Below are 24,574 nucleotides of genomic sequence, written 5' to 3'. Positions count from 1 at the left end.
GCGTCCGTGCTTGCTGGCCAGCGCGAAGGGTCTCGAGAGCGTACCGGAGGAGAAAAAGGCCGAGGAAGAGCGTCGTGAAGACCGCGAGGCTCGTGAGCAGCAGCGTGAGCATGTCCCCGGGCAGCGTGGGTCGCTCCGGTTTCAGCACTACGGGCTCGGGATGCAGCCCCCGCAACCAAACCACGCTGACATGGATGAACGGAATGTCCAGTGCACCGATGATGGCGACGACCGCCGCGAATCGCTTCCCTTTCTGAGGGTCCTCCGTGGAATTCCGGACCATGAAGTAGCCCAGGAAGATGAACCACAGCAGCAGCGTAAACGTCAGGCGCGGCTCCCAGGTCCAGTACGTTCCCCAGTAAATTTTGCCCCACAGCGGCCCCGTGGTGAGCATTATCGTCGCGAAGATCATGCCTCCCTCTGCGGCCGCGACCGCCGCGCGGTCCAGGCGTTCGTCACGAAGCCAGAGGTACATGCCACTCGCGAACGCCGCGATGCCGAACGCGAGGAACGACGTCCAGGCGGCAGGCACGTGCACGTAGAAGATCCTCTGGGCTATTCCCAAGAGGCACGGGGCCCTGGAAGGGCACTGGCTGACATCGGTCGAAACCCAGAAGAAAGACAGCCAGTACACCACTAATATGCCGAGAAGGCCTAGCACCGCGAGAGCCGTCCCGGTCAAACGTATTCCCTTCCCCGACATCAGTCCTCCACGACGAAGCGGAAGAGCACCGCGCCGGCTACCACCGCCACCAGCGCGAACGCTGCGAGCATCCGAATGTTGCCGGCGACCTCGGAGATGGGCCGACCGGAGAGCAGCCTCCCCGTCGCCCCAGCGCCGAAGACGATCATCGGGACGAGCAGCGGGAAGATCAGGATGGGGAGGAGAGTCTCACCCATCCGAGTCCCAGACGACACCGCGGCGAACAGCGTGCCGAGTGCGACGAAACCCAGCGTGCCTAGCGCCAGCACCAGCCCCAACATCGCGGGACTGTTCCCCAACTCCATCCCGAAGAAGAGCATGAAGACCGCGACGACGAAAAGCGAGACGATGTAGAGGAGGACGAAGTTGGAGAGCGTCTTCCCCAGGAAGACCGCGTCCTTGGGAACCGGGCTCATCAGCACGCCCTGAAGCGCGCCGTCCTCCGCCTCCAGGTGGAACGTGCGTCCTACGCCGAGCAGGCCTCCTAATACGATCGTCATCCATATGAGCCCGGCACCAATATCCTGCGGCCGCACGACTGTCCTGTCGATCGAATAGTTGAACAACACCGCCGCGAGCACGGCGAAGGCACCCATGGCGACCAGTCGCTCGCGCGTTCTCAACTCGAGCAGCAAGTCCTTCCAGACGATCGCGCCAATCTGCCCAAGGTAAGCGCTCATGCGCGCCCCTCGACGACCCGGTGGTACAGCCGTTCGAAATCTGTGGTGTCCAGCTCTTGGCGGCTCCCCTGCCAGGCGAAGCGTCCACGCACCTGGATCGCCACGTGGCTGGCCAGCGCGAGACCCTCTCCGAGGTTGTGTGTTACCATGACGACCGTGCGACGACCGTCCTTGAGCTCGGTCAGCACGCCCCGAAGAACCGCGGCCGCAGAGGGATCCAGACCAGTATATGGTTCGTCCAGGAGCACGACCTCCGGATCGTGGAGCAGTGCCCTCGCGAGAGCCAGTCTCTGACGCATGCCATGGGAGAGCTGGCCCACGAGAGAGCTGGAGCGGTCCTTTAGGCTCACGTGCGCCAGCCGTTCCGGAATCCTTCGATCAAGGTCTCCGAGACCATAGAGTCGGCCGTAAAACCGCAGGTTCTCCTCCACGGTGAGCTGAGCGTATAGAAAGCCCTGGTGGGACAATACGCCGATGTTACGCCGCCAATCGACCGCGCCGAAGTCGAGCCGAGTGCCGTTGAGAAAGACATCGCCGCGCGTGGGACGCAGCGCCCCTGCGAGCAGTCCGAGCAGCGTCGACTTCCCGGCGCCATTCGGTCCGAAGACCGTCAGGAAGTCCCCCCGCTCCAGGGAGAGGTCGATGCCGGCCACAGCTATAACCGCGCCGTACTCGCGTACGATTCCGCGAGCCTCCAACACCGGCGTAGTGATCGCGGACGGGGGCGACTCGGATTCAGGAGCCATCGCAACCCCCACAGCGCTCACCGCGCTGCCTCGGCGGCAACGGCTTGCCCACATGCCGAGCAGAACCGCGATCCGACTTCGTTGGAGAAGCCGCACGCATTGCACACGCAGCCCTCCTTGAGCCCCACCCGGATCTGGGCGATCTCGGCCTCGAGGTCGTCCTCGTCGCGCCCGGCTCCTCCCTGCGCGCGTTCGTCTGCTTCCAGCGCCGCCAGAGCCTCGGCCGTGAGCTCGGCCTTGAGCGATCGATAGTCGTGCTCATCGAGCTTTTCAGCGAGGAAGTCGTACTCGACGTCACGAAGCGCGAGCAAGGCGACACGCTTGCGAGCTTCGGTGTCCGTGAGCTCGAACTCGTCACGCTCGAACGACGCGTGAATGCCCTTCACAACCGGCTGCAGGATGAAGAGGACCACGGCCAACGCCACGAGCGAAGCGCCGATCAAGAGGGTCATCGGCGGGCGCTAGTGTCCCGTCCCAGAAGTTCGCCGGCAATCGGGCACCGATGTATCCGCCCTGGCTGCGTTGCTCCTCGACCCACGCCTGCGGCGCGGGTGCCCCATAGCCCTGCTATTCCTCGTCGTCGCGCCTTGGGGCACCGCTCGCCGATAGGCGAGTGGTCGCGGCACCTCGGCACTCTCGGTGCGCGCCGAACTTCTGGGACGGGACACTAGTCAGCCGCTGCCATTGCCGGCTGAGGAGCGGTCTCGGTCCTTCCCTCGAGCGCGACCCGCCGGCGGTCGACGCTGGGCCAGAGCGCGACGAACGTGCCGATTGCCAGCATCATGCCCCCGTACCAGATCCAGCCAACGAACGGCTTGATGAGGACTTGCAGGTCGATGCCCTGAGCGTTCGGGTCGGCCCTCACCGCCCCCTCCATATCGTCCAATGCCGACAGGATCAAGTACAGATCCTCGCGCACGGAAGAGCGGATTCCGACCTCGGTCATCGGCAGCTCGCTGGTCACGTACATCCGTTTCTCGGTCGTCAGGAACGGCTTCTGCTTGCCGTCCTGCTGCACGGAAATCGTCGCGATCGCCTGCCAGAGCAGATTTCGCTGACCCTTGCCGAGCGACACCGAGAGACCTTCGTACGTCAAGGCGTAAGTGTGCCCGAACGGAGACGTGACCTCTACCACGTCTCCCGGCAGCATGTGGAAGCGCTCGTCGACGTTGTACGCCGCACCGGCGAACGCGAAGTAGATCATCACCATGGCCACGTGCACGATGTATCCACCCCAGCGCCGACGATTGCGCGCCACCAGGTGCACGAACGCGAGCGCGTATCCCTCGCCCTCGATGCGCGCACGGGCGCGCGTGCCCTTCCAGAACTCGATCGCGATGACCGATAGCACGAAGGCGCAAATGCTCCAGGTCACTAGCGCCAGGGGGTGTCGGGCACCTGTCACCCACAGCCCGGTCCCGACCACGAGCAAAACCCCTATCGGGATCGTGAAGTTCTTCTTGAGATTCCGCTTCGTGGCTCGTCGCCACGCGATCACGGGACCGATCCCCGCCAGCGCGAGCAAAACGAGCCCTATCGGGAAGTTCACCTTCTCGAAGAAGGGCGGCCCGACGCTGATCTTCTCACCCGTGACACCCTCGGCGACGAGCGGGAAGATCGTTCCCCAAAACACCGCGAAGGCGAAGCCCAACAGCATGAGATTGTTGAAGAGGAACGCCGACTCGCGCGATAGGAACGACTCGATCCGGTTCTCGCTCTGCAGCTTGGGCAAGCGGTACACGATCAGGACGATACAGCCGGCCAAGAGCGACCCCATGAAGCCGAGGAAGATGTAGGCGATCTTCAGCTCCTCAGCGAACGAGTGCACCGACTCGATGAGCCCCGAGCGGGTGAGGAACGTCGCGAAGATCGTGAGCAGGAACGTCAGTAGCACAAGCGACATGTTCCACACCCTCAACATGCCGCGGCTTTCCTGGATCTGGATCGAATGCAGGAACGCCGTCGCGGTCAGCCAAGGCAGCAGTGAGGCATTCTCGACGGGGTCCCAAAACCAATATCCGCCCCAGCCCAACTCCTCGTACGCCCAGCGCATCCCGAAGATGATGCCGATAGAAAGGAAGAGCCACGAGGTCAGGATCCAACGCCGCGTCAGCTGGATCCACCGTGCGTCGAGCCGCCCGTTCAGCAGCGCGGCCACCGCGAACGCAAACGGGATCGTGAAGGAGGTGAAGCCCAGATAGAGCGTGGGTGGGTGGATCGTCATCCAGTAGTTCTGAAGCTGCGGGTTCAGCCCCCGACCGTTCGCAGGCGTGAACGCGAGCCGCTCGAACGGGTTCACGTCCGCGAACAGCAGAACGACGATGAAGAACAGCAGAACGCCCTGCAACACGCCAGCGACGTAGGGCATGAACTCGCGGTTCTTATCGCGGTTCTGGAACACACAGACGCTCGAGAAAAAAGCGAGTATCAGCGCCCAGAAGAGCAACGAGCCACGCTGGCCGGCCCAGAGACCCGTGATCTTGTAGAAGATCTCGAGCTCGCGGTTCGAGTAGGCATAGACGTACCAGTACTCGAACTTGTCGCCCAGAAACGCGGCGCCGACACCCAGCGAGGCCAAGATGAGCAGAAAGAAGACCGCGTAGATACCTCGTTCGGCGCTCAGAACGAGGTCCCCGCGCTGGGTGCGTCCTCCCATGAAGCCGAGCGCCATCCCCCAGACCGCGACGGGGAGCGCGATCCAGAGGGCGAACTCGCCGAGGATGGTCACCCGGCTAGATCCTCCGGCGCCGCTTCATAGCGGCTCCCGCACTTCGTCAAGAGCGTCGTTGCTTCGAAAACACCATCCGCTCGGAGGCGGCCCTCGAGCACGACTTCGACCTCATCGGTGAAGGTGCCAGGCAGCGCGTCACGGTACTCGACCGGAAACGTCACCGACTCGTCCACCGGGTCTTTGACCTGGAAGGTGTGCAATAGCTCGCCCCGCACGCGCGCGTAGGTACCCTTGACCACCAGCCCGCTGACCTTGAGACCCACGTCGTGGAACGTCGGATCCGCCTCGACGCGCGCCATGAGCTCGACCGGCGTGAGGTAATAGACCATCGTCTCGCTCACGCCTGTCCATATCAGATAGGTCACCACTGCGGCGACGCCGACGAGACCCACCATGAAACGGCCATTCTTGTTCATATCGTCATCCTTGCCAGGATCCTTCGAATCCGCATGGAATCTAGCCGAATGAAGAGCGTGCCGACCAGTCCGGGAAATCCCCTACGGACAACCACCGACGAGAGTTGGAGGGTCGCTTCTCCCTTCCGTGAGGCCCTCTGCCACAAACGAGAACACGACCCGGCTCCGAGCGGAGATCTTTTGGAGGGTTCCTGCGCACTGAGCGAGCGCCAGCTCACGCCAGAAGCCCCGCGACTCCCCAATGACAGCTCATCCGGCGTCTCGAAACGCGGCGGCTCGCTCCAACGCCCATCGGGCTGCCGTACCGGGGTCCTCCAACGCCGGGAGATCGAGACCGTCCGCGGGCGGAAGGCCCAGCGTGCCCACGTCGAGGCCCATCTTCCTAGCGAGCGCGATCTCGGAAAGCGTACCCCATGAGCCCCCGACCGCGACAGCCACCTCCGCTCCGGCTACGACGAGCACGTTGCGAGCCTCGCCGAGACCGGTCGGGAGCGGAAGCTGGATCCACGGGTTGGCGTCCTCCCCTCGTGAGCCGCGTAGAATCCCCACCGTCAGGCCTCCCGCCTCTGCAGCTCCCCGTGCCGCGGCTTCCATCACGCCGCCGTACCCTCCGCACACGACGACAGCTCCACCCTTCGCCAAAGCATGGCCCAGCGCCTGTGCGTCCGAGTATTCCGATTCGCTCGCTCGGGCCGCACCGATCACAGCGACGCGAAGCGGACGGTCCACTCGGGCCTCCGGTGTCACCCGTCCTGCGCCCACCGGACCGCTGCGCGAACCGCCCGATCCCATTCCCCGGTCAGCTGGCTTCGCTCTTCTTCCCCCATGCGCGGCTCATAGCGGCTCGCGCCTTCTTCCTGCACCCCCAGGAAGTCGGCTGCGCTCTGCCAGACTCCAGTCGCAATGCCTGCCAGACCCGCGGCGCCGAGAGCCGTTGTCTCGACCAGAGCCGGCCGACGCACGGGGATGTCGAGCACGTCGGCTTGCAATTGCATGAGCCAGTCGTTCAGCGCCGCACCGCCATCCACGCGCAGCTCCGTCGTCTCTACCCCTGAGTCGGCTTCCATGGCAGCCAGTACCTCCGCGGTTCCGTACGCCATCGCCTCGAGCGCCGCCCGGACTAAGTGCTCCTTCGTCGTGCCACGCGTCAGCCCGACGAGCATTCCGCGCGCTTCGGGCTCCCAGTGCGGTGCGCCGAGACCCACGAATGCAGGAACGAAATAGACGCCGCCATTGTTCTCCAGCGCCCGGGCCATCGCTTCAGAATCGGGCGCGGCGTCGAGCAGGCCCAACCCGTCTCGCAGCCACTGCACCGCCGCACCGGCGATGAACACCGACCCCTCCAACGCATAAGCGAGGCCGCCTTCAGCGTCGCACGCCGCTGTCGTGAGCAGACCCCGCGTGGACGGGACGGCTTCTGCGCCGGTGTTGAGCAGCAGGAAAGAGCCGGTTCCGTAGGTGTTCTTCGCGAGGCCGGCGTGCCAACAACCCTGCCCGAAGAGCGCAGCCTGCTGGTCCCCGGCGACTCCCGCGATCGGTACCTCGATCCCGAGATGCTCCCCGACGGACGTCCCGAAGTCACCAGCGCTAGGACGCACATCAGGAAGCAGGGATGGCGGCACGCCGAGTAGATCGAGCAACGAAGGATCCCACGCCGTGTCGGTCAGGTGGTACAGCAACGTGCGCGAGGCATTGGTGGGGTCCGTGGCGTGGACGGCACCGTTCGTGAGACGCGCGATGAGCCAGCAGTCGATAGTCCCGACGGCGAGCTCCCCGGCCTCTGCCCGGGCGCGAAGCTCGGGATCTTGACCGAGGAGCCAAGCGATCTTGGTGCCCGAGAAGTACGGATCGAGCACGAGTCCGGTTCTGGCCCGGACCTCGGCTTCGTGGCCGGCTGCTTTCAGCTCCTTGCACATGTCGGTGGTGCGGCGGTCCTGCCAAACGATGGCACGGTGGGCCGGTTCGAGTGTCTCCCGATCCCAAAGCACGAAGGTCTCGCGTTGGTTGGCGATGCCGATCGCGCCCACGTCGGCGCCCGATGCCGCGTCCAGCGCTTCTCGGGCAACCCTGCACGTCACATCCCAGATTTCCATGGCGTCGTGCTCGACCCACCCGGGCTGCGGGAAATACTGGGTGAACTCGGAGTACGACCGGCCGAGCACCGCCCCGTTCTGTCCGATGACGAGGCAGGTCGTACCGGTGGTGCCCTGGTCGATGGCCAGAACGGATGGAACGCTCATCGCTCTCTCGGCTCGACGCGCCGCGCTGCGGCACGTGTTTAGGAAGCAGGAGTGAGGCCCCCGAAATCATATCGCCATCCCGCCTGGAGAAGCACATTCGCGAAGGCGTCCATAGGGAACCCCATGACCGAATAGTAGTCCCCGTCGATGGCCTCGACCAACGCGGCTCCCATGCCCTGAATTCCATAGGCGCCCGCCTTGTCGAGCGGCTCCCCCGTCGCCACGTACGCGCGGGCGGTATCTTCGGAAAACGCGCGAAATCTCACTGCTGTCTCGGCGACGCTACTGGCGAGGCCGTGGCGCCCCGCGAGCGCGATTCCACTCAGAACCACATGGCCGCGACCGGCCAGGGAGACGAGCATCTCGACCGCTGCGCCGTCGTCCTCAGGCTTCCCGAGAACGCGCACTCCATCCACTACGAGGGTATCGCCACCAATGACCAACGCGCCCGGTTCACGAGCGGATATGACGGTCGCCTTTTCGCGCGCTAGCCGCTCGACGTGCTCGGCGGGAGTCTCGCCGTCCAGATACGACTCATCGACGTCAGCCGGTATCACGAGATGATCCAGGCCCAGCTGGGTGAGCACATCGCTGCGTCGGGGAGAAAGCGACGCCAGGATGAGACGTGGAGTCATTCGCGCTCGAGAATAAGCGTCACCGGCCCCTCGTTCACGAGCTCGACGTCCATCGTCGCGCCGAACTCACCGGTCTCTACTCGCCCGCCGATGCGTCCTCGCAGGCACGCGACGAACTGCTCATAGAGTGGGACGGCGATCTCGGGCGACGCCGCACCGACGAAGCTCGGACGGCGTCCCTTTCGTACATCGCCGTACAACGTGAACTGGCTGACGACCAGCAAGTCGCCCGAAACGTCCATCAGCGACCGATTCATCTTGCCCTCGTCGTCCGGGAAGACGCGTAGCCCGACGATCTTGTCCGCCATCCACTCGAGTTGATTCACGCCATCCCCGGGTCGAAAAGCCACGAGCAGGAGGTGTCCCCTCTCGATCTCGCCGACCGTGCGCCCGTCGATGCGAACCTCCGCGTGAGCAACCCTCTGGAGGACTACCCTCACTCGACCGTGACGGACTTGGCGAGGTTCCTCGGTTGATCGACGTCCGCGCCGCGTAGGATCGCTGTGTGATAGGCGAGCAACTGAAGCGGGATAGTCGTGAGCACTGGAAGAAGCGCGGGGATCGTCTGCGGTACCCGGATGACGTGATCGACCTTGCCCCGTAGCTCGGGGGCGTCGTCGCTCACCACCGCGATGAGGCGTCCGCGGCGCGCTTTCACTTCTGCGATGTTGGAGACCACCTTCTGGTACACGGGGTCCCGGGGCGCGAGCACCACTACCGGCATGTCCTCGTCAATGAGCGCGATCGGCCCGTGCTTCATCTCGGCCGCGGGATAACCCTCCGCGTGGATGTAGCTCACTTCCTTGAGCTTGAGCGCACCCTCGAGCGCTACCGGGAACTGATAGCCGCGTCCGAGATAGAGGAAGTTGCGGGCGTCGCCATACGCTTCGGCCAAGGCCTTGATCTCGTCGTTCAGCTCGAGCACCTGCTCCACCTGTTCGGGCAACATCCGCAGCGCGCTTACGAACTCCCGCCCCTGCACTACAGACAGGTGGCGGCGGCGCCCTAGGTAGAGCGTGAACATCGCGAGAGCGACTATCTGGCTGGTAAACGCCTTGGTCGATGCCACACCGATCTCAGGACCCGCGTGCAGATAGATGCCGAAGTCGGTGTATCGCGCGATCGTCGAGCCAACGGTGTTGACGATCCCCATCGTCGAGAGCCCGCGCTGCTTCGCCTCGCTCAGCGCTGCCAGTGTATCCGCGGTTTCCCCGGACTGGCTGATGGCGAGCGCGAGCGTTCCCTCCTCTAGAACCGGATTCCGGTATCGGAACTCCGAGGCGTACTCCACGTCGACCGGAATGCGCGCGTGTTCCTCGAGCATGTACTCGCCCACGAGGCCCGCGTGCCAACTGGTGCCGCAAGCGGTGGTCACGATACGCCGAATGCGACCGAGGTCGAATTGGTGGTCCTCGATGCCGCCGAGTCTTACGTCACCCTCTTCCTCCAGAAGACGGCCGCGCATGACCTCTTTCAGGGAGGACGGCTGCTCGAAGATCTCCTTGAGCATGAAGTGCTCGTAACCGCCCTTCTCGATCGCTTCGACGTCCCACGTAACCTCGTGCACCGACCGGCTCACCTCCGTCCCTTCGAGCTTGTAGGTGCGATACCCCTCGAGATCGAGCACGGCGTAGTCGCCGTCATCCAGGTAGACGACTTCGCGGGTCAACGCAATCACCGCAGACGCGTCGGAGCCCGCGAGCATTTCACCGTTTTTCCCCACACCGATCAGCAATGGCGAGCCATTGCGAGCCACGACGATCTTGTTCGGGTCCCTGCTCGATACGACGGCGATGCCGTAGGCCCCGTCGATCGCGCGAAGCGCGGCAGCAACAGCATCCTCCATGGGAATGCCGTCGGCCCAAAGATGATCGATCAGATGGACGACTACTTCGGTGTCAGTATCTGATACGAAGGAGTAGCCCGCCTCCAGGAGCTGTGCCCGAATGCTCTGCGCGTTCTCGATGATCCCGTTATGAACCAGGGCGATCTTGCCATCCGAAGAGGTGTGCGGGTGGGCGTTGCACTGGTTGGGAGCCCCGTGCGTGGCCCAGCGCGTGTGAGCGATGCCGCAGGTCCCGCGCACAGACGCCTCGTCGACGGCCTCCATGAGCACAGACAGCTTGCCTGAACGCTTCACGACCTGGACCCCGCCTCCATTCAGGAGCGCGACCCCGGCCGAGTCGTATCCGCGGTATTCGAGTCGCTTGAGACCCTGAAGCAGGATCGGGGCAGCCTCCTTGGGGCCTACGTACCCGACAATTCCGCACATGCCGTCACTCCCCTGTCGATGATCCCATGGATCGCCCTCAGCCTACTCCGTCCAACAGCTTCGCCGCCCTGTCGATCAAGGCGTGCGCTCCTTCCTCTTCACGCGCCTCGGCAATCAAGCGCACAACCGGCTCGGTGCCCGACGGCCTCACGTGCAACCAGGCACCCCTCGCCGGCCATGCGAGGCGTATACCGTCCGTCCGATCGACTGCCTCCGCACCGAGATCCTGCTCCAGCGCGGCAAACGCCAGCTCGAGAGCCTCTCGTGGGAAGGAGACCTTCACTTTCACGATCGTATACGTCGGCCAGCGCGCCGCAGCTGCCGAGGCACTAACCGCTTCATCCACAATGTGTTGCAAGATGAGCGCCACAGCGAGGGGCGCGTCGCGAGTGTGGTGCAGCGCAGGCAGGATCACTCCGCCATTCCCCTCGCCTCCGACGACGGCGTTCTCGGCCTGCATGCGGCGTACCACGTTCACTTCTCCAACTGGTGCTCGTGCCACGGAGACGTTGTGCGCGCGGGCCACATCCTCCACGACCTGACTGGTCGACAGGTTGGTTACGACCGGTCCGGGTGTTCGTCCGAGCACCACGGCGGCTGCGAGCGCCAACGTGAGGTCCTCGCCCATCGGCGCTCCGGTCTCGTCCACCAACGCCAGGCGGTCCACGTCCGGGTCGACCGCGAGCCCGATATCGGCGCCCGAGTCGCGTACCAGCGCCCCCAGATCGCCGAGGTTCGCGGCGGTCGGCTCGGGGTCCCGGGGAAAGAGCCCATCCGGCTTCATGCCGATGCCCTCGACCGAACAGCCCAGCGCCTCCAGCAGGTCGATCAAGACGGGGCCACCCGCGCCGTGCACGCAGTCGATCGCGACCTTGATGTGGCGCGCGCGCAACACCGGCACGTCGATGTGTGGCAGCGCCAAGATCGCCTCGAGATGCCGGGGCCAGGCTCCCGGATCTTCGGTCACGGAGGGAATCGCGTCCCATGCGACCCTCTCCGGATCCTCCTCGCTGAGCGAGGTGCGGAACCGCGCCGAAAGATCCGCGTCGAGGAAGACACCCTCTCCGGACACCAGCTTTAGCGCGTTCCACTCAGCCGGGTTGTGACTCGCCGTAACGCCGATACCGCCGATCGCGCCGCTTCTCCCGACGGTAAACAGCAACGTCGGCGTCGGGACCACGCCCAGGTCGATCACCGGTACACCCACCGACTGCAGCCCCGCGACAACGGCCCGCGTGAACATCGGCCCCGAGGTGCGCGAGTCCCTGCCCACGTACACCGGACCGTCCCCGCCCTCCCGCCGCACGAACGCCCCGAAAGCGGCAGCGAGACCGGCCATCAACTCCGGGGTGAGCGTCGCCCCGACTCGTCCGCGCACGCCTGACACGCTCACCATGAGATCCTGCGGAAGTTGTATCGGCACGGAAGCCTTTAGCCCGGCAATAATGCGTCTTCGCGCCCGAGGCGCGGTCGGCTGAAGTTCACCTGGCCGGTGTGAACCCGTCAACGCAAAGGACGCGCCACCTCCGCCTGTGGGCTACCCTGCTCGAGCAAGTCGAACCTAAATTGGGCGATCCCATCCACCTCACATACAAGCAAGGACGGACTCCATGAGCGAAGGGTCTCTCGGAGGCCTGCGTTTCGGTACGCTCGCGGTGCACGCGGGCGTGACTCCCGAACCGACGACGGGGGCGATCATGACCCCGATCTTCCAGACGTCTACATATGTCCAGCCCGCGGTCGGCGAACCCATGCAAGGAAGCTACGACTACGGTCGGACCGCGAACCCGACGAGGGAAGCGCTCGAGGCGAACATCGCGGCGCTAGAAAATGGCTTGCGTGGGATCGCGTTTTCGTCGGGACTCGCCGCGATCGAGGCGATCGTGAAGAGGCTCTCGGCCGGGGATCACGTCGTGAGTGAGGAAAACACGTACGGCGGCACGACTCGCATGTTCAATCATGTGCTCAGCCGCTTCGGTATCGAATTCAGTTTCGTCGATACGCGTGACCCCGGCGCGATCGCCGAGGCGCTGAAGCCGAACACGAAGCTCGTGCACGTAGAGACACCGACGAATCCGATGATGCGCCTGTGCGACCTGAGGGAAGCGGCCGATCTCGCGCACGAAGCCGGGGCCCTGCTCTCCGTCGACAACACCTTCGCTTCCCCGTACAACCAGCGACCGCTCGAATTCGGCGCCGACTTCGTTGTGCACTCTTCGACCAAATACATCAATGGCCACTCGGACGTGATCGGTGGCCTGGTCGCTGTCAGGGACGAAGAGCTAGCCGAGGAGCTGCTCTTCATCCGAAAGTCGACCGGTGGGGTGCCAGGCCCCATGGACTGCTGGCTCACTCTGCGCGGCATCAAGACGCTGCACCTGCGTATGCGCCAGCACAATGAGAACGGTCTCTCGGTGGCCCGATACCTCGAGGACCATCCGGCCGTGGATCGCGTGCTCTATCCCGGGCTGGAATCCCACCCGCAGCACGAGCTGGCCGCCCGACAGATGATCGGGTTCACCGGGATGGTGTCGGTCGACGTCGGCACGCTCGAGCGCGCCAAGGCCTTGGCCGAGCGGCTACGCGTCTTCGCGCTTGCGGAAAGCCTGGGCGGGGTCGAATCTCTCATCAGCGTACCCGCACTCATGACCCACGCTTCGGTCCCCCAAGACCGTCGCGAGGCGATGGGGATAACAGCGGGGCTCGTTCGCTTGTCCCTCGGAATTGAGGACGAAGCCGATCTGTTGGAGGATCTCGAACGGGTCCTAGCGTAGTGAAACCGAGACTTCAGGGCCCCCGTAAGGGGCTGCGAGCGTCGGCAAACCTCTCGCCGAACGCGCGAGGGGCGACCAACGCAAAGAGGATGTAGAGACATGGCGGACGATCAGGACGACACCGTAGACCAGACGAGCGACGATGGGACCCAAGCGGGCGACGATGGGGCGAAGGCGCGCCGCATCCTGACCGATATCGCGCCGCACTCCTGGGAACACCCGGCCGACAAGGCCGCACTCCAGGCGCTTCGGCGGATTCCGGTGTTCGACCAGATACTCAGAAAGATCTTCGGCTTCGTCCCCGAGCGGTTTTTCCGCCTGGCGTTCCAGGCGAGCTCGGTGAAGGTCGGCAAGAACCAGTTCCCAAAGGTCTATGAGATTTACAGGGAGTGCCTAAAGACGCTCGACGTCGAGGAGGAGTTTCCTCTCTACATCTCACAGAGCCCGGAGGTCAACGCAGGTGCTTGGGGGATGGACCAGCCCTTCATCATCCTGAACTCCGGCACCGTACGGCTCCTCGACGACGACCAGCTGGCCTATGTGATCGGTCACGAGATCGGTCACATCGTGAGCGATCACGTTCTTTACAGGACGATGACGGTGATCCTGCTCAACCTGGCGACGATGGGTTTCCCGATCGTCGGCTTGGCGGCACGCGCGATCTTGGTCGCTCTGCTCGAGTGGCAGCGCAAGTCCGAGCTCTCGTCCGACCGCGCCGGACTGCTCACGGTCCAGGACCCGGAGGTCGTGCTCAGCACGATGCTCAAGATGGCCGGTGGCGGGACGGACGAGGAGTCGAGCCTGCAGGAGTACATCATTCAGGCGGAGGAGTACCGTGAGGGCGGCGACGTCGTCGACCAGGTCTTCAAGGTGCTCAACCTCCTGGGTCGGACGCACCCGTTCTATGCGATCCGGGTGAGCGAGCTGCGGGCTTGGATCGAGACCGGCGACTACGACCGCATCGTGCGCGGGGAGTACGCACGCCGCGGCGAGCCCGATCCAGCATACAAGGACGACCTCAAGGCAGCCGCGTCGTCGTACGTCGAGGACGCGAAGGACTTCGTCGACAACATAACGGACGCCGCGAAGCGCATGGGCTCTGACTTCATGAGCGGCTTCAAGAAGTAGAGGCACACGGCCTGAACCAGGGGTGACCGGGGTGCCGCCCGGTCACCCCTTTTTTTTCGCGATTGCGTAGCAGCCCGCTGTACTTCTACCACGGGCTGCTGGTAGACTCCGCCACATGCGAATCCTGATCGTAGGCAACGGCGGGCGCGAGCACGCCCTTCTCTGGAAGCTTCGCAGGGACGCCCCCGACGCGAAGTTCTTCGCCACCGAACCGAACGGCGGGATGGCGCCGCTCTGCGCCCCGGTCCAGATCGCGGCCGGAGACATCGAGGCGCTCTCCGGGTGGGCGGCGTCCCACCTGATCGACCTCACCGTCGTCGGACCCGAGGGGCCGCTGGCAGCGGGGATCGTGGACCGCTTCGAGAAGAAGGGGCTTTCGATCTTCGGGCCGAGCAAGGACGCCGCGCGCATCGAGTCGAGCAAGGTGTTCTCGAAGGATCTGATGCGGAACGCGGGCATACCGACCGCGGACTACCGCACGTTCACCAACCTGGCAGGCGCCGAGCAGTGGGTGCGGGAACGGGGAGCTCCGATCGTGGTGAAGGCGTCGGGTCTGGCGGCGGGCAAGGGAGCCATCGTGTGCACGACGGAGCGCGAGGCGCTCGAAGCGCTACGCGCGATGCTCGGTGATCTCAGCTTCGGCGAGGCCGGGCGCGAAGTCGTTGTCGAAGAGTTCATGGACGGCGAGGAAATCTCGGTCTTCGCGATCACGGACGGGGCGAACGTGGTTCTTCTGCAGCCGTCCCAGGACCACAAACGAGTGGGCGAAGGGGACACGGGTCCGAATACCGGAGGCATGGGCGCGTACGCTCCGGTCTCGATCGCGACCGACGCGGTGGTCGCCGAGGCTCGCCAACATGTCATCGAACCGACGCTGCGGGCGCTGGCAGCGAGCGGTTGTCCGTTCCGCGGAGTCCTCTACGTCGGGCTCATGAAAACGGATGCCGGCCTGAAAGTCGTCGAATTCAACTGCCGGTTCGGCGACCCGGAGACCCAGGTGGTACTGCCGATGATGCGTGGCTCGCTGCTCGACCTGCTGCGGACGGTGGCCGAGGGAGGCACACTGACGTCCGGCGTCTCCGAGGCTCTGACCGGCGCCGCAGTCTCGACCGTGGTCGCATCCGCGGGGTACCCCGGCCCGTACGAAAAGGGGAAAACGATTTCTATTCCGGGCGACCTCGAGTCGGACGATTGCTTCGTCTTCCATGCGGGCACGAGAAGCGACGGGGGACGGCTAGTCACATCCGGTGGACGAGTGCTCGCGGTCACCGCGTTGGCTCCGACCGTGGCCGGGGCTGCGGACGCCAGCCGGTCTGCCGCCGATCGAATCGTATTCGAGGGCGCCTTCAGTCGTACTGACATCGGTTGGAGGGAACGCCAACGTGCCTGAGCTTCCCGAGGCCGAGACGATCGTTCGCGGCTTGCGAACAGCGGTTCTCGGAGAACACATCCGTCGCGTGGAAGTGATGCACGACGACATTCTCAGGCAGCCGAAGACAGAGTTCGTTCGAGGCGTGAGGGGACGCCGCATCGACGGCATCGGCAGACGTGGCAAGAACGTCTTGATCCGACTCGAAGGCGACCGCGTCATAGCCGTGAATCTCGGCATGACCGGCCGTCTGCTCCCCTTCCCGGCCCCCCCCAGAGGTGAGAGTCGACCCAGCCATCCCGCGGTGAGGTTCCGATTCGAGAGCGGAGCGCTCCTGGTTTTCGACGACACGCGTCGCTTCGGCACCGTCGAGGCGTTCACGGGCGACGAGTGGCGGACCCGCTCTGCGCGCCTCGGTCCTGAGCCGCTCGATGCGCGTTACCGGGCACGAAACCTCTTCGCGGCACTGCAGCGCTCGCGCGCGCCGGCTCGTTCCTGGCTGCTCGATCAGAAGAAAATTGCGGGCGTGGGGAACATCTATGCGAACGAGGCGCTCTACCTCGCTGGTGTGCATCCTCAGCGCGAGGCCCGGCACGTAAGCTGGCGAGAAGCCGTGGGACTCCATCGCGCGATCCGCCGCGTGCTGCGGGACGCGATTCGAGCGGGGGGAACGACGATTCGTGACTACCGGAATGCAGAAGGAGGGCGAGGCGAATACGCCCGTCGTCTCTGCGTGTATGGCCGGGACGGCGAACCATGCTTGAAGTGTCGGTCCCAGATCCGCCGAATCGTCTTCGCCAACCGCTCGGCGTTCTACTGCCCGACGTGCCAACCGAGACCGACACCGTGAGGGATCGCCCGCGTCCGCGCTTGGACCGTTCGATCTTCGCCCGGGTCGCTGTCGCGTGCCTCCTCTCGTTGCTCGCCCCTCGGTCGGCTGCCGCGCAGCTCTCTCCCGGCGAGCGACTGCCGGTACGGAAGGTCACGCTCGACAACGGAATGCGGCTCGTGATTCTGCCGCGCGCGGGCGCGCCGACCGTGTCGTTTGTCCTGCAGTACGGGGTGGGTGGCGTGAACGAGCGGCTGGGGACTACGGGGATCGCGCACCTACTTGAGCACATGCTCTTCAAGGGCACCACGACCGTCGGCACGAAGAACGTCGAAGCCGAACTCGAGCTCTTCCCGCTGATGGACGCAGCTCACGACACACTCGTGCGCGCCCGCGCGGCGGGCGACTCCGCGACCGTGGGTCGCCTCGACGACCGGATCGCCGCACTGGAGGACAGCGCCCGCGTCTTCGTCGAGGCCAGCGAGTTCGACCGCATCCTCACGCGCGCGGGCGCGCAGGGACTCAACGCCACGACCACCAATGGGTCCACAATCTACTTTGTGGAGCTGCCCTCGAACCGGACCGAACTGTGGTTCGCGCTCGAGGCCGACCGCGCGCTGAACCCGATCTTCCGGGAGTACTACTCCGAACGGGACGTGGTCACGGAGGAACGACGCATGCGCGTCGAGACGAGCCCGGGCGGGATGCTCCGCGAAGCACATCTGGCAACGGCGTTCACGATGCACCCTTACGGGGTCCCGGTGGTCGGCTACATGTCGGACCTGGAGGCGCTGAGCCGATCCGACGTCGAGACGTACTATCGGCGTTTTTATGGTCCGAACAACGCGGTCGTGGCCATCGTGGGCGACGTCGACCCGGATCAGGTCGAGCGCTGGGCACGGGACTACCTCGGCCCTATTCCGAGCGGGGAGACACCGGCTCCGGTCACCGCCGTCGAACCGAAGCAACTCGGTGAGCGGCGGGTGGTGGTCGAGTGGGACGCGGAACCCGCGCTTCGGATCGGCTGGCACGTGCCGGCCGGAGTCCACGACGACGCGCCGGCGCTAGCGATTCTCACTTCCGTGCTCACAGGCGGGCGCACTTCACGCCTGCATCGCCGTCTGGTCCTCGAGGACCAGATCGCGGGCAGCATCTTCTCCTCGCTCGGACCGGGCAGCCGGTATCCTCAGCTACTCCAGATCGACACGAGCCCGCTCGCACCTCACACCACGGAAGAGCTGGAGCGGGCGATCTACGACGAGATCGCGCGACTCGCTACCGAGGGACCCGAGCAGAACGAACTCGAACGGGTGAGAAACCAGATAGCGGCAGGGTCGATCCGGCGTATCCAATCGAACCTGGGGCTGGCGTTCCAACTCGCGGAATCGGTATCGCTCTTCGGGGACTGGACAGAGACGTTCCGTTTCTCCGAGCAGCTCCGAGCGGTCACGGCCGACGATGTTCGGCGGATGGCGCGACTGTACCTCACCAAGCAGAACCGCACGGTGGCGACCTTGGTCAAGAAGGAGGGCACATGAGCGCCGGGACGCGCTCCGCTCTGCTCGCGGTGGTGCTCCTCTCGTCCCAGTCGCCGACCGTCCACGCTCAACTCCCCATCGGTAAACGAGCCCTCGATCGTCTGGACTACCCAGCGATCGAGTTTCGTCCCCCGGTTCCCGACGAGTACGACGTCGACGGCGTTTCCGTGCTCATGCTCGAAGACCACGCTCTGCCCCTCGTCTCGGTCTACGCGCGCTTCCGGGGAGGCTATGGCCTGTTCGGACGCGAGTACTACGCGGCGGGGACCGCCCTGCCGTCACAGATCCGGTACGGTGGGACGCGGGCGCTATCGCCCGACTCGGTCGACAAGGCACTCGAGTACTACGCGATCCAGACATCGTTCGGCAGTGCCGGCGAGGCCATCTCGTCCACGATGAACACTCTGGTCGAACATCTGCCCGCGGCGATGGAGCTGTGGGGGACGATGCTGGCCGAGCCCGCGTTCGACTCCACTCAGGTCGAGATCTGGAGGGCGAGGCAACTCGAGAGCGTGCGGCGCCGTGGGGACAACCCCGGCCGGCTGGCATTCTCGGAGTTCAATCGGCTCCTGTACGGTGACCACCCGATCGGGTGGGAGATGGAGGCCGCCGATCTCTCTCCCCAACTTCTCTCCTCGCAGAGGCTCGGCGAGTTGCACCGACGGGTCGTGTGCCGTGACAACCTCGTGCTGGGGCTCACCGGAGACACCAGCTGGCGCGACTTTCGCCCTCTGCTCGAGGCGTTCGTCAGCGGCATTCCTGCCTGTGAGGGCACGCTTCCGCCGTCCCCAATCCCGGACATACGGGAAGAACCGGGCGTCTACCTGATCGAGAAGGAGCTCGAGCAAAGCGTGATCGTCATGGCGCACGCCACAGACGTGCACCTCGCAGACGACCCGTCCTACTACTCGGCGACGATCGGCAATTCGATTCTGGGTGGAGGCGGCTTCTCCAGCCGCATCCTGTCGCGCGTGCGCACCGAAGAGGGCTTTGCCTACTCGGCCTCCTCCCTCTGGACGATGCCGAGGCGGTACGATGGGCTGCTCGGGGCGATCACGCGCACGAGCCCCGAGAACACGATCCCCGCGATCGAGTTGATCCTCGAGACGATGGAAGGACTGCGCACGGCGCCACCGGAAGCCGGGGAGGTTCAGACCGCGATCGAGCGGATCGTGAACGGCTTCGTGTTCAACTTCGAGACCCCAGGACGCATCGTGTCCCGCACGATGTTCTACCTGGCTCAGGACCTCCCGCAGGATTGGCTAGAGCGGTACCTGAATGGCGTTCAGCGCGTGACTGCCGACGACGTTCACGACGCCTTCGCGAGGCACCTCCGGCCCGCCGAGATGATGATCCTCATCGTCGGTGACCCAGACCGAATCGGCCGAGAGGCGATCGCGGCACTCGGTCCCGTTACGGTACTCGACGTCGGCTAGCGCTAGCAGCGATCGGCAGAGGCTAGCAGTCCGCGGTGAGGTACAGCGGACTTCTCTAGGCCGAGCCCCAGTGTAGCGCCGCGATGCCGCCCGTCAGCAGCGTCCAACCCACATCGGTGAAACCGACCGTCTCGAAGAGTGTCCCCAATTCCTTCGGTCCTGGGAAATCCTTTACAGACTCGGGCAGGTAGGTATACGCCCAGGGGTGGCCCGAGACGATCCGCCCCACGACGGGAAGGATCCGGCGGAAGTAGAACAGGTAGCCGGCGCGCATGAGCGGGTTGGGAGGCACCGTGAACTCGAGAACCACGAGCCGCCGGCCCGGCTTCAGCACTCGACGCAGATCCGTGAGGCCCGCGCTAAGGTCGGAGAGGTTGCGGACGCCGAAGCCGACTGTGGCACCCTCGAAAGTGTCGTCCGGAAACGGGAGTCGGAGCGAGTCGCCGCACACGGCGTCGATCGCTTCGCGCTGGATCTTCGTAGCGCCCTGGACCAGCATCGGCTGCGCGAAGTCCGACGCGGCGACGCGGCCTTGGAATCCGGTCCGACGGGCGAGCTCGAGAGCGAGATCGAACGTGCCCGAACATGCGTCGAGGTAGACCCCGTCCGGCGAATCCTCCCAACCGAGCCGGTCCAGCGCCTTGCTCCGCCAGGACCGGTCGATATTGAGACTCAGGACGTGGTTCAACAGGTCGTACCGCGGCGCGATCTCGGAGAAGAGCGTCTGGACCTGCCTGTGTCGCTCAGGGCCTCGCTTGGGCGCGGCGGACGGGACGGATGGCATGACAGCGAGGGACGCGACGGCTTAGATTCGGAGGCCCGATTTCGACACGAGCCGAAGTCGAAGGAGGGCGGAAGTTACGGGAAGCGGTACGGGGCCTCAACGCCCGGAGCCGCCGGCGCGTGGCTCACTCACCCACGGCAGGACACGGATCCTCTGGGCGCCCTCGATTACGCACAGATCGATGATCGCGAGCTGGCCACGCTCGCGGCCGGTGGTCGCGAACCCGCGTTCCGCGAGTTGCTCTCCCGGTACGAGCGCCCGGTGTTCTCGCTCATCTACCGAATGGTGAGGGACCGAGCGCTGGCGGAGGACCTGGCGCAGGAAGCGTTCATTCGTGCGTTCAACGCGATCGGCACGTACAAAACCAGCTACAAGTTCAGCAACTGGATCTTCAAGATCGCGAACAACCACACCATCGATTACCTGCGCAAGCGAAAGCTCGATACAATCTCGATCCACGGATCGCCGCACGCGACGACCGCGGACGAAGTCTCGCGGTCGCAGTTGGTGCTCGAATCGAAGGACGAAAACCCTCAGGAATTCGTCGAGAACCGAGAGCTTGGTGGGCAGATCGAAGAGGCGATCGGAGAGCTCCGCGAGGAGTACCGTACCGTGATTCAGTTGCGCCATGTCGAGGGGTACGCCTACGACGAGATTGCGGACATCATGGAGCTCCCGCTGGGAACGGTGAAGACCTATCTGCATCGCGCCCGCTCCGAGCTCAAGAAACGTCTGTCTCATCTGGTTACGTGACGGATGACACATGTGCCGAAAAGACCCGTGCGAAGCACCTTCCCGGGCCCCGGTCACGCGTGGGCCGAGACACCGTTTATTGTGAAACTTCGTGAATCGCGGGCCCGTAAGGGCAGCCGAGGGATTCGCAACAGAGTCGAGACCGCATGACTGGTATGTCCAACGAGCATTTGAGCGCCGAAATTCTGCAGGCGTTCCTCGAGGGCGACCTCCCCGGGGGGGAGGACGCCTCGGTCGAGGAGCACCTCGGATCGTGCGCGCGTTGCTCGTCGGAACTCGAAGTCTGGCGCTCTCTGTTCTCCGAGCTGAGTAGCCTTCCTTCAGTGCGCCCGCATGAGGGCTTCCAGGATCGGGTCATGGCGGACGTTCGGATTCCGGGACCGCTACCGCTCGCCGCGCGCATCCGGAACCGGATCGCTGTACTCGTCCCGGGTCGGGCCGATGGCCACATTTCGGCCGACCGACTGCAGGGGATGCTCGAGGGCCTCGTGCCGGCCAGGCAGGTCGCGCGGATGGAGACCCACTTGAGTTCGTGCGGGCAGTGCGCGAAGCAGGCCGATGCCTGGCGCTCGGTATTCGCGACGCTCGATCGCCTGCCGCGCCTCGAGCCCGGTGACCAGTTCGCCAGTCGGGTCATGGCCGGCCTGCGTATGCCCGCGGCTATTGCGGCATCGGTACCTGTGCCGGCGTGGCAGAAGGCGGTCGCGTGGGCCGGGAAGCTCGTACCCCAGACGAGAAATGCTTGGGCGGCGATCTCGGGAGTCGCGGTCGCGCCTGCCGTCACCGCCGGGCTGGTCTTCTCCGCTTTGGTCTCGCACCCGACTCTCACGCCGGGCTCGCTCGCCTCGTACGCGTGGTGGCAGTTCAGCGATGCCGCCTCGGCTGGATGGGCCACGCTCTCCGCGTTCGCTGCGGAGATTGCCCAAGCGTCGGGAGCTCTCTCGCTTTTGGATGGACTCGCCGCGGCACCGCTGGTGGTGGCCGCAGGCGTTCTCCTATACGCAGCCGCGTGTGCGTTCGCGCTACGCGTGCTCTACAAACACGTTCTTGCTACGCATCCCTTGGATGGACGATATGCTCAAGCTTCTGTTTCGTAGCACTCTGACGGCCTTCGGCCTCGCCTTGCTGGTCGCACCGTCGGCGGTCGAGGCGCAGCTCCGCGATGTCGTATCGAAGGAGGTCGCAGTCGGTCGGTCGGAAGCCGCACTCCGACTCGAATTCTCCGACGACGGCACGCTCGAGATCGCTTTCGAGGACGGTGTGGTCCTGATCGATGGAGTCGTCGTCGGCATGTTCGAGCCGGGCGACGATCTGGAGGCCGCATGGCGGTCCCTGCTTGGCCAGGCCGTGTCCTTGGACGACGGCGAGCTCGCAGTCATGCTCTCAGACTGGTCGGTCCCCGCTGAGTTGGCGGGGGAGTTGGCCGACTTGGCACAGGAAGTCGACCGCGCGTTGGAAGACGCGCTGTCCGCGTTCGATGTCGCGGTCAGCAGCAACCCAACGACGGTGCCGGCGACGATCACAGGCACGCCTGGGTCCCTGCTTTCGCTGTTTCTCAACGCGACGGGCGAGCTCGGCTTGCTGGGGGAGGCGCTTGCGGGTTTGCGAGGCGAATTCGTCATTCATGTCGATGAGGACGTCGTCGTGCCCGCTGGCACGACCGTAGACGGCACGCTCGTGGTGATCCAGGGCGACGTGAGCATCGGGGGCGAAGTCGACGGCGACGTCATCGTGGTGGATGGCACGCTGGAGCTGCTCGAAGAGAGCCGAGTCCGCGGAGAGGTTCGCCTTGCCGACGCCCGCCTACTTCGCAATCTCGGCATCGTGGAAGAGGGTCTAGTCGATCTGCTCGACGAAGAGCGTGACCTCGAGGCCGAGATCCGGAACCGGATCCGCGAGGAATTGCAGGACGAGTTTCGGAGTCAGCTGCGCCGGGAACTGCGCGACGTGACCCGTCTGGAGTTCAGTGATGACGACGATGGCTTCTCGCTCATGGCCCCATTTCGTTCGGTCTTCCGAGGCGTCGGTGAGCTCATCAAGAACCTGATCAGCATCTTGGTGCTGGGCCTTCTCGGGGCGGGCGCGGTCGCTTTCGCGGGCACCAACGTGGACGCGATCGCCGAGACCGCTCGACGCTCTCCCGGCCGTTCGGCGATAGTCGGTTTGGCAGGCACGCTCCTGCTGATTCCCGTGTGGCTTCTCGGAACCGTCGCGCTCCTGGTCTCGATCATCGGGATTCCGGTAGCGGTCGCGTGGCTACCACTCTTTCCGCTGGCCGCTTGCGCAGCGGGCGTGATGGGGTACGTCGTGGTCGCCCGCAATACCGGCGAGTGGCTTGCCGACAGCGAATACCCGTGGACCGGCTGGATTCGGAAGTCGAACCCGATCTACACGATCTTCGGTGGGCTTTTTGCACTGATGTTCGCCTTCATGGCGGCCAACGTGATCTCGATCGCGCCGTTCCTCGGCTTCCTCACCGGACTACTCGTATTCGCGGGATCGGTGATCACCTTCTTCGCCGTCCAGATCGGATTCGGAGCAGTCCTGCTCACTCGGGCGGGTCGGCGCCGGGAGTGGTCGTCCGCGTATGACGCGGATGCCGCGTGGGAAGCCGCGATGGAGGTGGATGTCGACGTGGATGCCGACGCCACGGCTGACCAGGTAGCGGAGGGTTCCGACGATGCGTAAGGCCTTCTACATCGGTGCCGTAGCCGCAGCCGTGGCCCCGGGGCTCCTCGCGGGCCAGAGTTGGCGCACCCTGACGACGTCACACATGATCGAGGACAATGACGAAATACGGGTCTTCGTGGAGTACGCCGCAGGTCGCCTCAAGGTGAGAGCAGCGGATGGGAACGTGCTGTACCGCATGAATCTGCGCTACGACGAAGAGATGTTCGAGCCGGTTTCGGACTTCTCGGGGAATCGCCTGCGACTCGGGGTGGAGTCGATCGGGCGTGGCTTCAACATCGGTCGTCGGAAGCAGAGTGGTGAGCTCGATCTCGAGTTCGCGCGGGGGATTCCGATGGACATGGATCTCGAGTACGGAGCGGTACGAGCTGACATCGACCTCGGCGGGCTGGCGTTGACGGACCTCGATCTGAGCACGGGAGCCTCGCAGTCGACGATCGATATCTCGGAGCCCAACTCGGTACGCATGTCGACGGCGCGCTTCGAGATCGGCGCGGCCGAGTTTGAGGCTCGGCATCTCGGCAATCTCAACGCCGAACGCATCGAGATCGACGCCGGCGTGGGCCAAGTCACGCTCTGGTTCAACGGCCGCTGGCAGCGTGATGCGAGGGTCTCGATCGACATGGGCCTGGGGGCGCTCGAGCTCCGGATCCCGGAAGGGCTGGGTGTGCGGCTCAGAAAGGACGGCTTCCTCGTGTCCCTGGATTCCGAAGGCATGGTCAAGCGGGGCGATGCGTACTACTCGCTCGACTGGGAAGACGCGGAGCGGAAGGTGACGATCGACCTGCACGCCGCGTTCGGCAGCGTCAAGGTTGTGTGGATTCGCTGAGTGACACGGTTCGTTAGGAGGAC

The 24,574-nt window shown here is 64.8% G+C and carries 23 protein-coding genes; 10 read left to right on the top strand and 13 right to left on the bottom strand.

Annotation, left to right across the window (positions count from 1 at the left end; translation table 11 throughout):
- The 12 genes from ccsA to glmM all read right to left on the bottom strand — a co-directional run.
- On the bottom strand, positions 1–703 hold a 703-nt coding region (ccsA, locus tag IIB36_10940; GenBank protein ID MCH7532256.1), incomplete at its 3' end, for a cytochrome c biogenesis protein CcsA.
- Positions 703–1,383, bottom strand: a complete 681-nt coding sequence (locus IIB36_10935) for a heme exporter protein CcmB (protein ID MCH7532255.1) — start codon at positions 1,381–1,383, stop codon at positions 703–705. The genes ccsA and IIB36_10935, both read right to left, overlap by 1 nt.
- Positions 1,380–2,150 (bottom strand): heme ABC exporter ATP-binding protein CcmA, encoded by a 771-nt coding sequence (gene ccmA, locus IIB36_10930; GenBank protein ID MCH7532254.1) that lies wholly within the window; start codon positions 2,148–2,150, stop codon positions 1,380–1,382. Before ccmA ends, IIB36_10935 begins: the two co-directional genes overlap by 4 nt.
- Positions 2,147–2,581: a zinc ribbon domain-containing protein gene (locus IIB36_10925; protein MCH7532253.1), complete on the bottom strand. Its 435-nt coding sequence runs from the start codon at positions 2,579–2,581 to the stop codon at positions 2,147–2,149. Before IIB36_10925 ends, ccmA begins: the two co-directional genes overlap by 4 nt.
- Positions 2,582–2,796: 215 nt before the next feature.
- Positions 2,797–4,857 carry a heme lyase CcmF/NrfE family subunit gene (locus IIB36_10920; protein ID MCH7532252.1) on the bottom strand — a complete coding sequence of 687 codons (2,061 nt, stop codon included), beginning with the start codon at positions 4,855–4,857 and terminating at the stop codon, positions 2,797–2,799.
- Entirely contained in the window at positions 4,854–5,276 is a 423-nt protein-coding gene (locus tag IIB36_10915; GenBank protein ID MCH7532251.1) for a cytochrome c maturation protein CcmE, read from the bottom strand. The genes IIB36_10920 and IIB36_10915 overlap by 4 nt, the downstream gene beginning before the upstream one ends.
- A gap of 249 nt (positions 5,277–5,525) precedes the next feature.
- Positions 5,526–6,005 (bottom strand): TIGR00725 family protein, encoded by a 480-nt coding sequence (locus IIB36_10910; protein ID MCH7532250.1) that lies wholly within the window; start codon positions 6,003–6,005, stop codon positions 5,526–5,528.
- A gap of 14 nt (positions 6,006–6,019) precedes the next feature.
- Positions 6,020–7,516, bottom strand: coding sequence for a glycerol kinase GlpK (glpK, locus tag IIB36_10905; protein ID MCH7532249.1), 1,497 nt, complete (start codon positions 7,514–7,516; stop codon positions 6,020–6,022).
- 38 nt (positions 7,517–7,554) lie between these two features.
- Positions 7,555–8,151, bottom strand: a complete 597-nt coding sequence (maf, locus tag IIB36_10900; protein ID MCH7532248.1) for a septum formation protein Maf — start codon at positions 8,149–8,151, stop codon at positions 7,555–7,557.
- Positions 8,148–8,591: a D-tyrosyl-tRNA(Tyr) deacylase gene (locus tag IIB36_10895; GenBank protein MCH7532247.1), complete on the bottom strand. Its 444-nt coding sequence runs from the start codon at positions 8,589–8,591 to the stop codon at positions 8,148–8,150. Before IIB36_10895 ends, maf begins: the two co-directional genes overlap by 4 nt.
- Entirely contained in the window at positions 8,588–10,423 is a 1,836-nt protein-coding gene (glmS, locus tag IIB36_10890) for a glutamine--fructose-6-phosphate transaminase (isomerizing) (GenBank protein MCH7532246.1), read from the bottom strand. The genes IIB36_10895 and glmS overlap by 4 nt, the downstream gene beginning before the upstream one ends.
- Before the next feature lie 37 nt (positions 10,424–10,460).
- A complete protein-coding gene (glmM, locus tag IIB36_10885; protein MCH7532245.1) occupies positions 10,461–11,846 on the bottom strand; it encodes a phosphoglucosamine mutase in 1,386 nt (461 codons plus the stop codon).
- A gap of 187 nt (positions 11,847–12,033) precedes the next feature.
- Between glmM and IIB36_10880 the strand changes: the two genes are divergently transcribed.
- The 6 genes from IIB36_10880 (at position 12,034) to IIB36_10855 (ending at position 19,497) form a co-directional block, all read left to right on the top strand.
- The gene (locus tag IIB36_10880; GenBank protein ID MCH7532244.1) at positions 12,034–13,197 is read left to right on the top strand and encodes a PLP-dependent transferase; all 1,164 of its coding nucleotides are present in this window, start codon (positions 12,034–12,036) and stop codon (positions 13,195–13,197) included.
- Between the two features lie 99 nt (positions 13,198–13,296).
- Positions 13,297–14,325, top strand: a complete 1,029-nt coding sequence (locus IIB36_10875; GenBank protein MCH7532243.1) for a M48 family metallopeptidase — start codon at positions 13,297–13,299, stop codon at positions 14,323–14,325.
- A 115-nt stretch (positions 14,326–14,440) separates the two neighbouring features.
- Positions 14,441–15,715, top strand: coding sequence for a phosphoribosylamine--glycine ligase (purD, locus tag IIB36_10870; GenBank protein ID MCH7532242.1), 1,275 nt, complete (start codon positions 14,441–14,443; stop codon positions 15,713–15,715).
- Positions 15,708–16,544 carry a bifunctional DNA-formamidopyrimidine glycosylase/DNA-(apurinic or apyrimidinic site) lyase gene (mutM, locus tag IIB36_10865; GenBank protein ID MCH7532241.1) on the top strand — a complete coding sequence of 279 codons (837 nt, stop codon included), beginning with the start codon at positions 15,708–15,710 and terminating at the stop codon, positions 16,542–16,544. Before purD ends, mutM begins: the two co-directional genes overlap by 8 nt.
- Positions 16,541–18,061 carry an insulinase family protein gene (locus tag IIB36_10860; protein ID MCH7532240.1) on the top strand — a complete coding sequence of 507 codons (1,521 nt, stop codon included), beginning with the start codon at positions 16,541–16,543 and terminating at the stop codon, positions 18,059–18,061. The genes mutM and IIB36_10860 overlap by 4 nt, the downstream gene beginning before the upstream one ends.
- Positions 18,058–19,497 carry an insulinase family protein gene (locus IIB36_10855; GenBank protein MCH7532239.1) on the top strand — a complete coding sequence of 480 codons (1,440 nt, stop codon included), beginning with the start codon at positions 18,058–18,060 and terminating at the stop codon, positions 19,495–19,497. Before IIB36_10860 ends, IIB36_10855 begins: the two co-directional genes overlap by 4 nt.
- A gap of 55 nt (positions 19,498–19,552) precedes the next feature.
- Here IIB36_10855 and IIB36_10850 read toward each other — a convergent pair whose 3' ends face one another.
- A complete protein-coding gene (locus IIB36_10850) occupies positions 19,553–20,281 on the bottom strand; it encodes a ubiquinone/menaquinone biosynthesis methyltransferase (GenBank protein ID MCH7532238.1) in 729 nt (242 codons plus the stop codon).
- Here IIB36_10850 and IIB36_10845 point away from each other — a divergent pair.
- From IIB36_10845 to IIB36_10830, 4 genes are all read left to right on the top strand, one after another.
- Complete coding sequence (locus IIB36_10845) at positions 20,234–21,034, top strand: sigma-70 family RNA polymerase sigma factor (GenBank protein MCH7532237.1); 801 nt, start codon at positions 20,234–20,236, stop codon at positions 21,032–21,034. The genes IIB36_10850 and IIB36_10845 overlap by 48 nt on opposite strands.
- 146 nt (positions 21,035–21,180) lie before the next feature.
- Complete coding sequence (locus IIB36_10840; GenBank protein MCH7532236.1) at positions 21,181–22,131, top strand: zf-HC2 domain-containing protein; 951 nt, start codon at positions 21,181–21,183, stop codon at positions 22,129–22,131.
- A complete protein-coding gene (locus IIB36_10835; GenBank protein MCH7532235.1) occupies positions 22,109–23,722 on the top strand; it encodes a polymer-forming cytoskeletal protein in 1,614 nt (537 codons plus the stop codon). Before IIB36_10840 ends, IIB36_10835 begins: the two co-directional genes overlap by 23 nt.
- On the top strand, positions 23,715–24,551 hold the full coding sequence (locus tag IIB36_10830) for a hypothetical protein (GenBank protein ID MCH7532234.1): 837 nt from the start codon (positions 23,715–23,717) through the stop codon (positions 24,549–24,551). The genes IIB36_10835 and IIB36_10830 overlap by 8 nt, the downstream gene beginning before the upstream one ends.
- Positions 24,552–24,574: the final 23 nt, after the last annotated feature.

It is taken from the genome of Gemmatimonadota bacterium, assembly GCA_022560615.1.
GTDB lineage: Bacteria > Gemmatimonadota > Gemmatimonadetes > Longimicrobiales > Gaopeijiaceae > UBA1138.
Note: the sequence above shows the minus strand (reverse complement) of the source record. Positions and strands in the feature narration are given on the sequence as shown.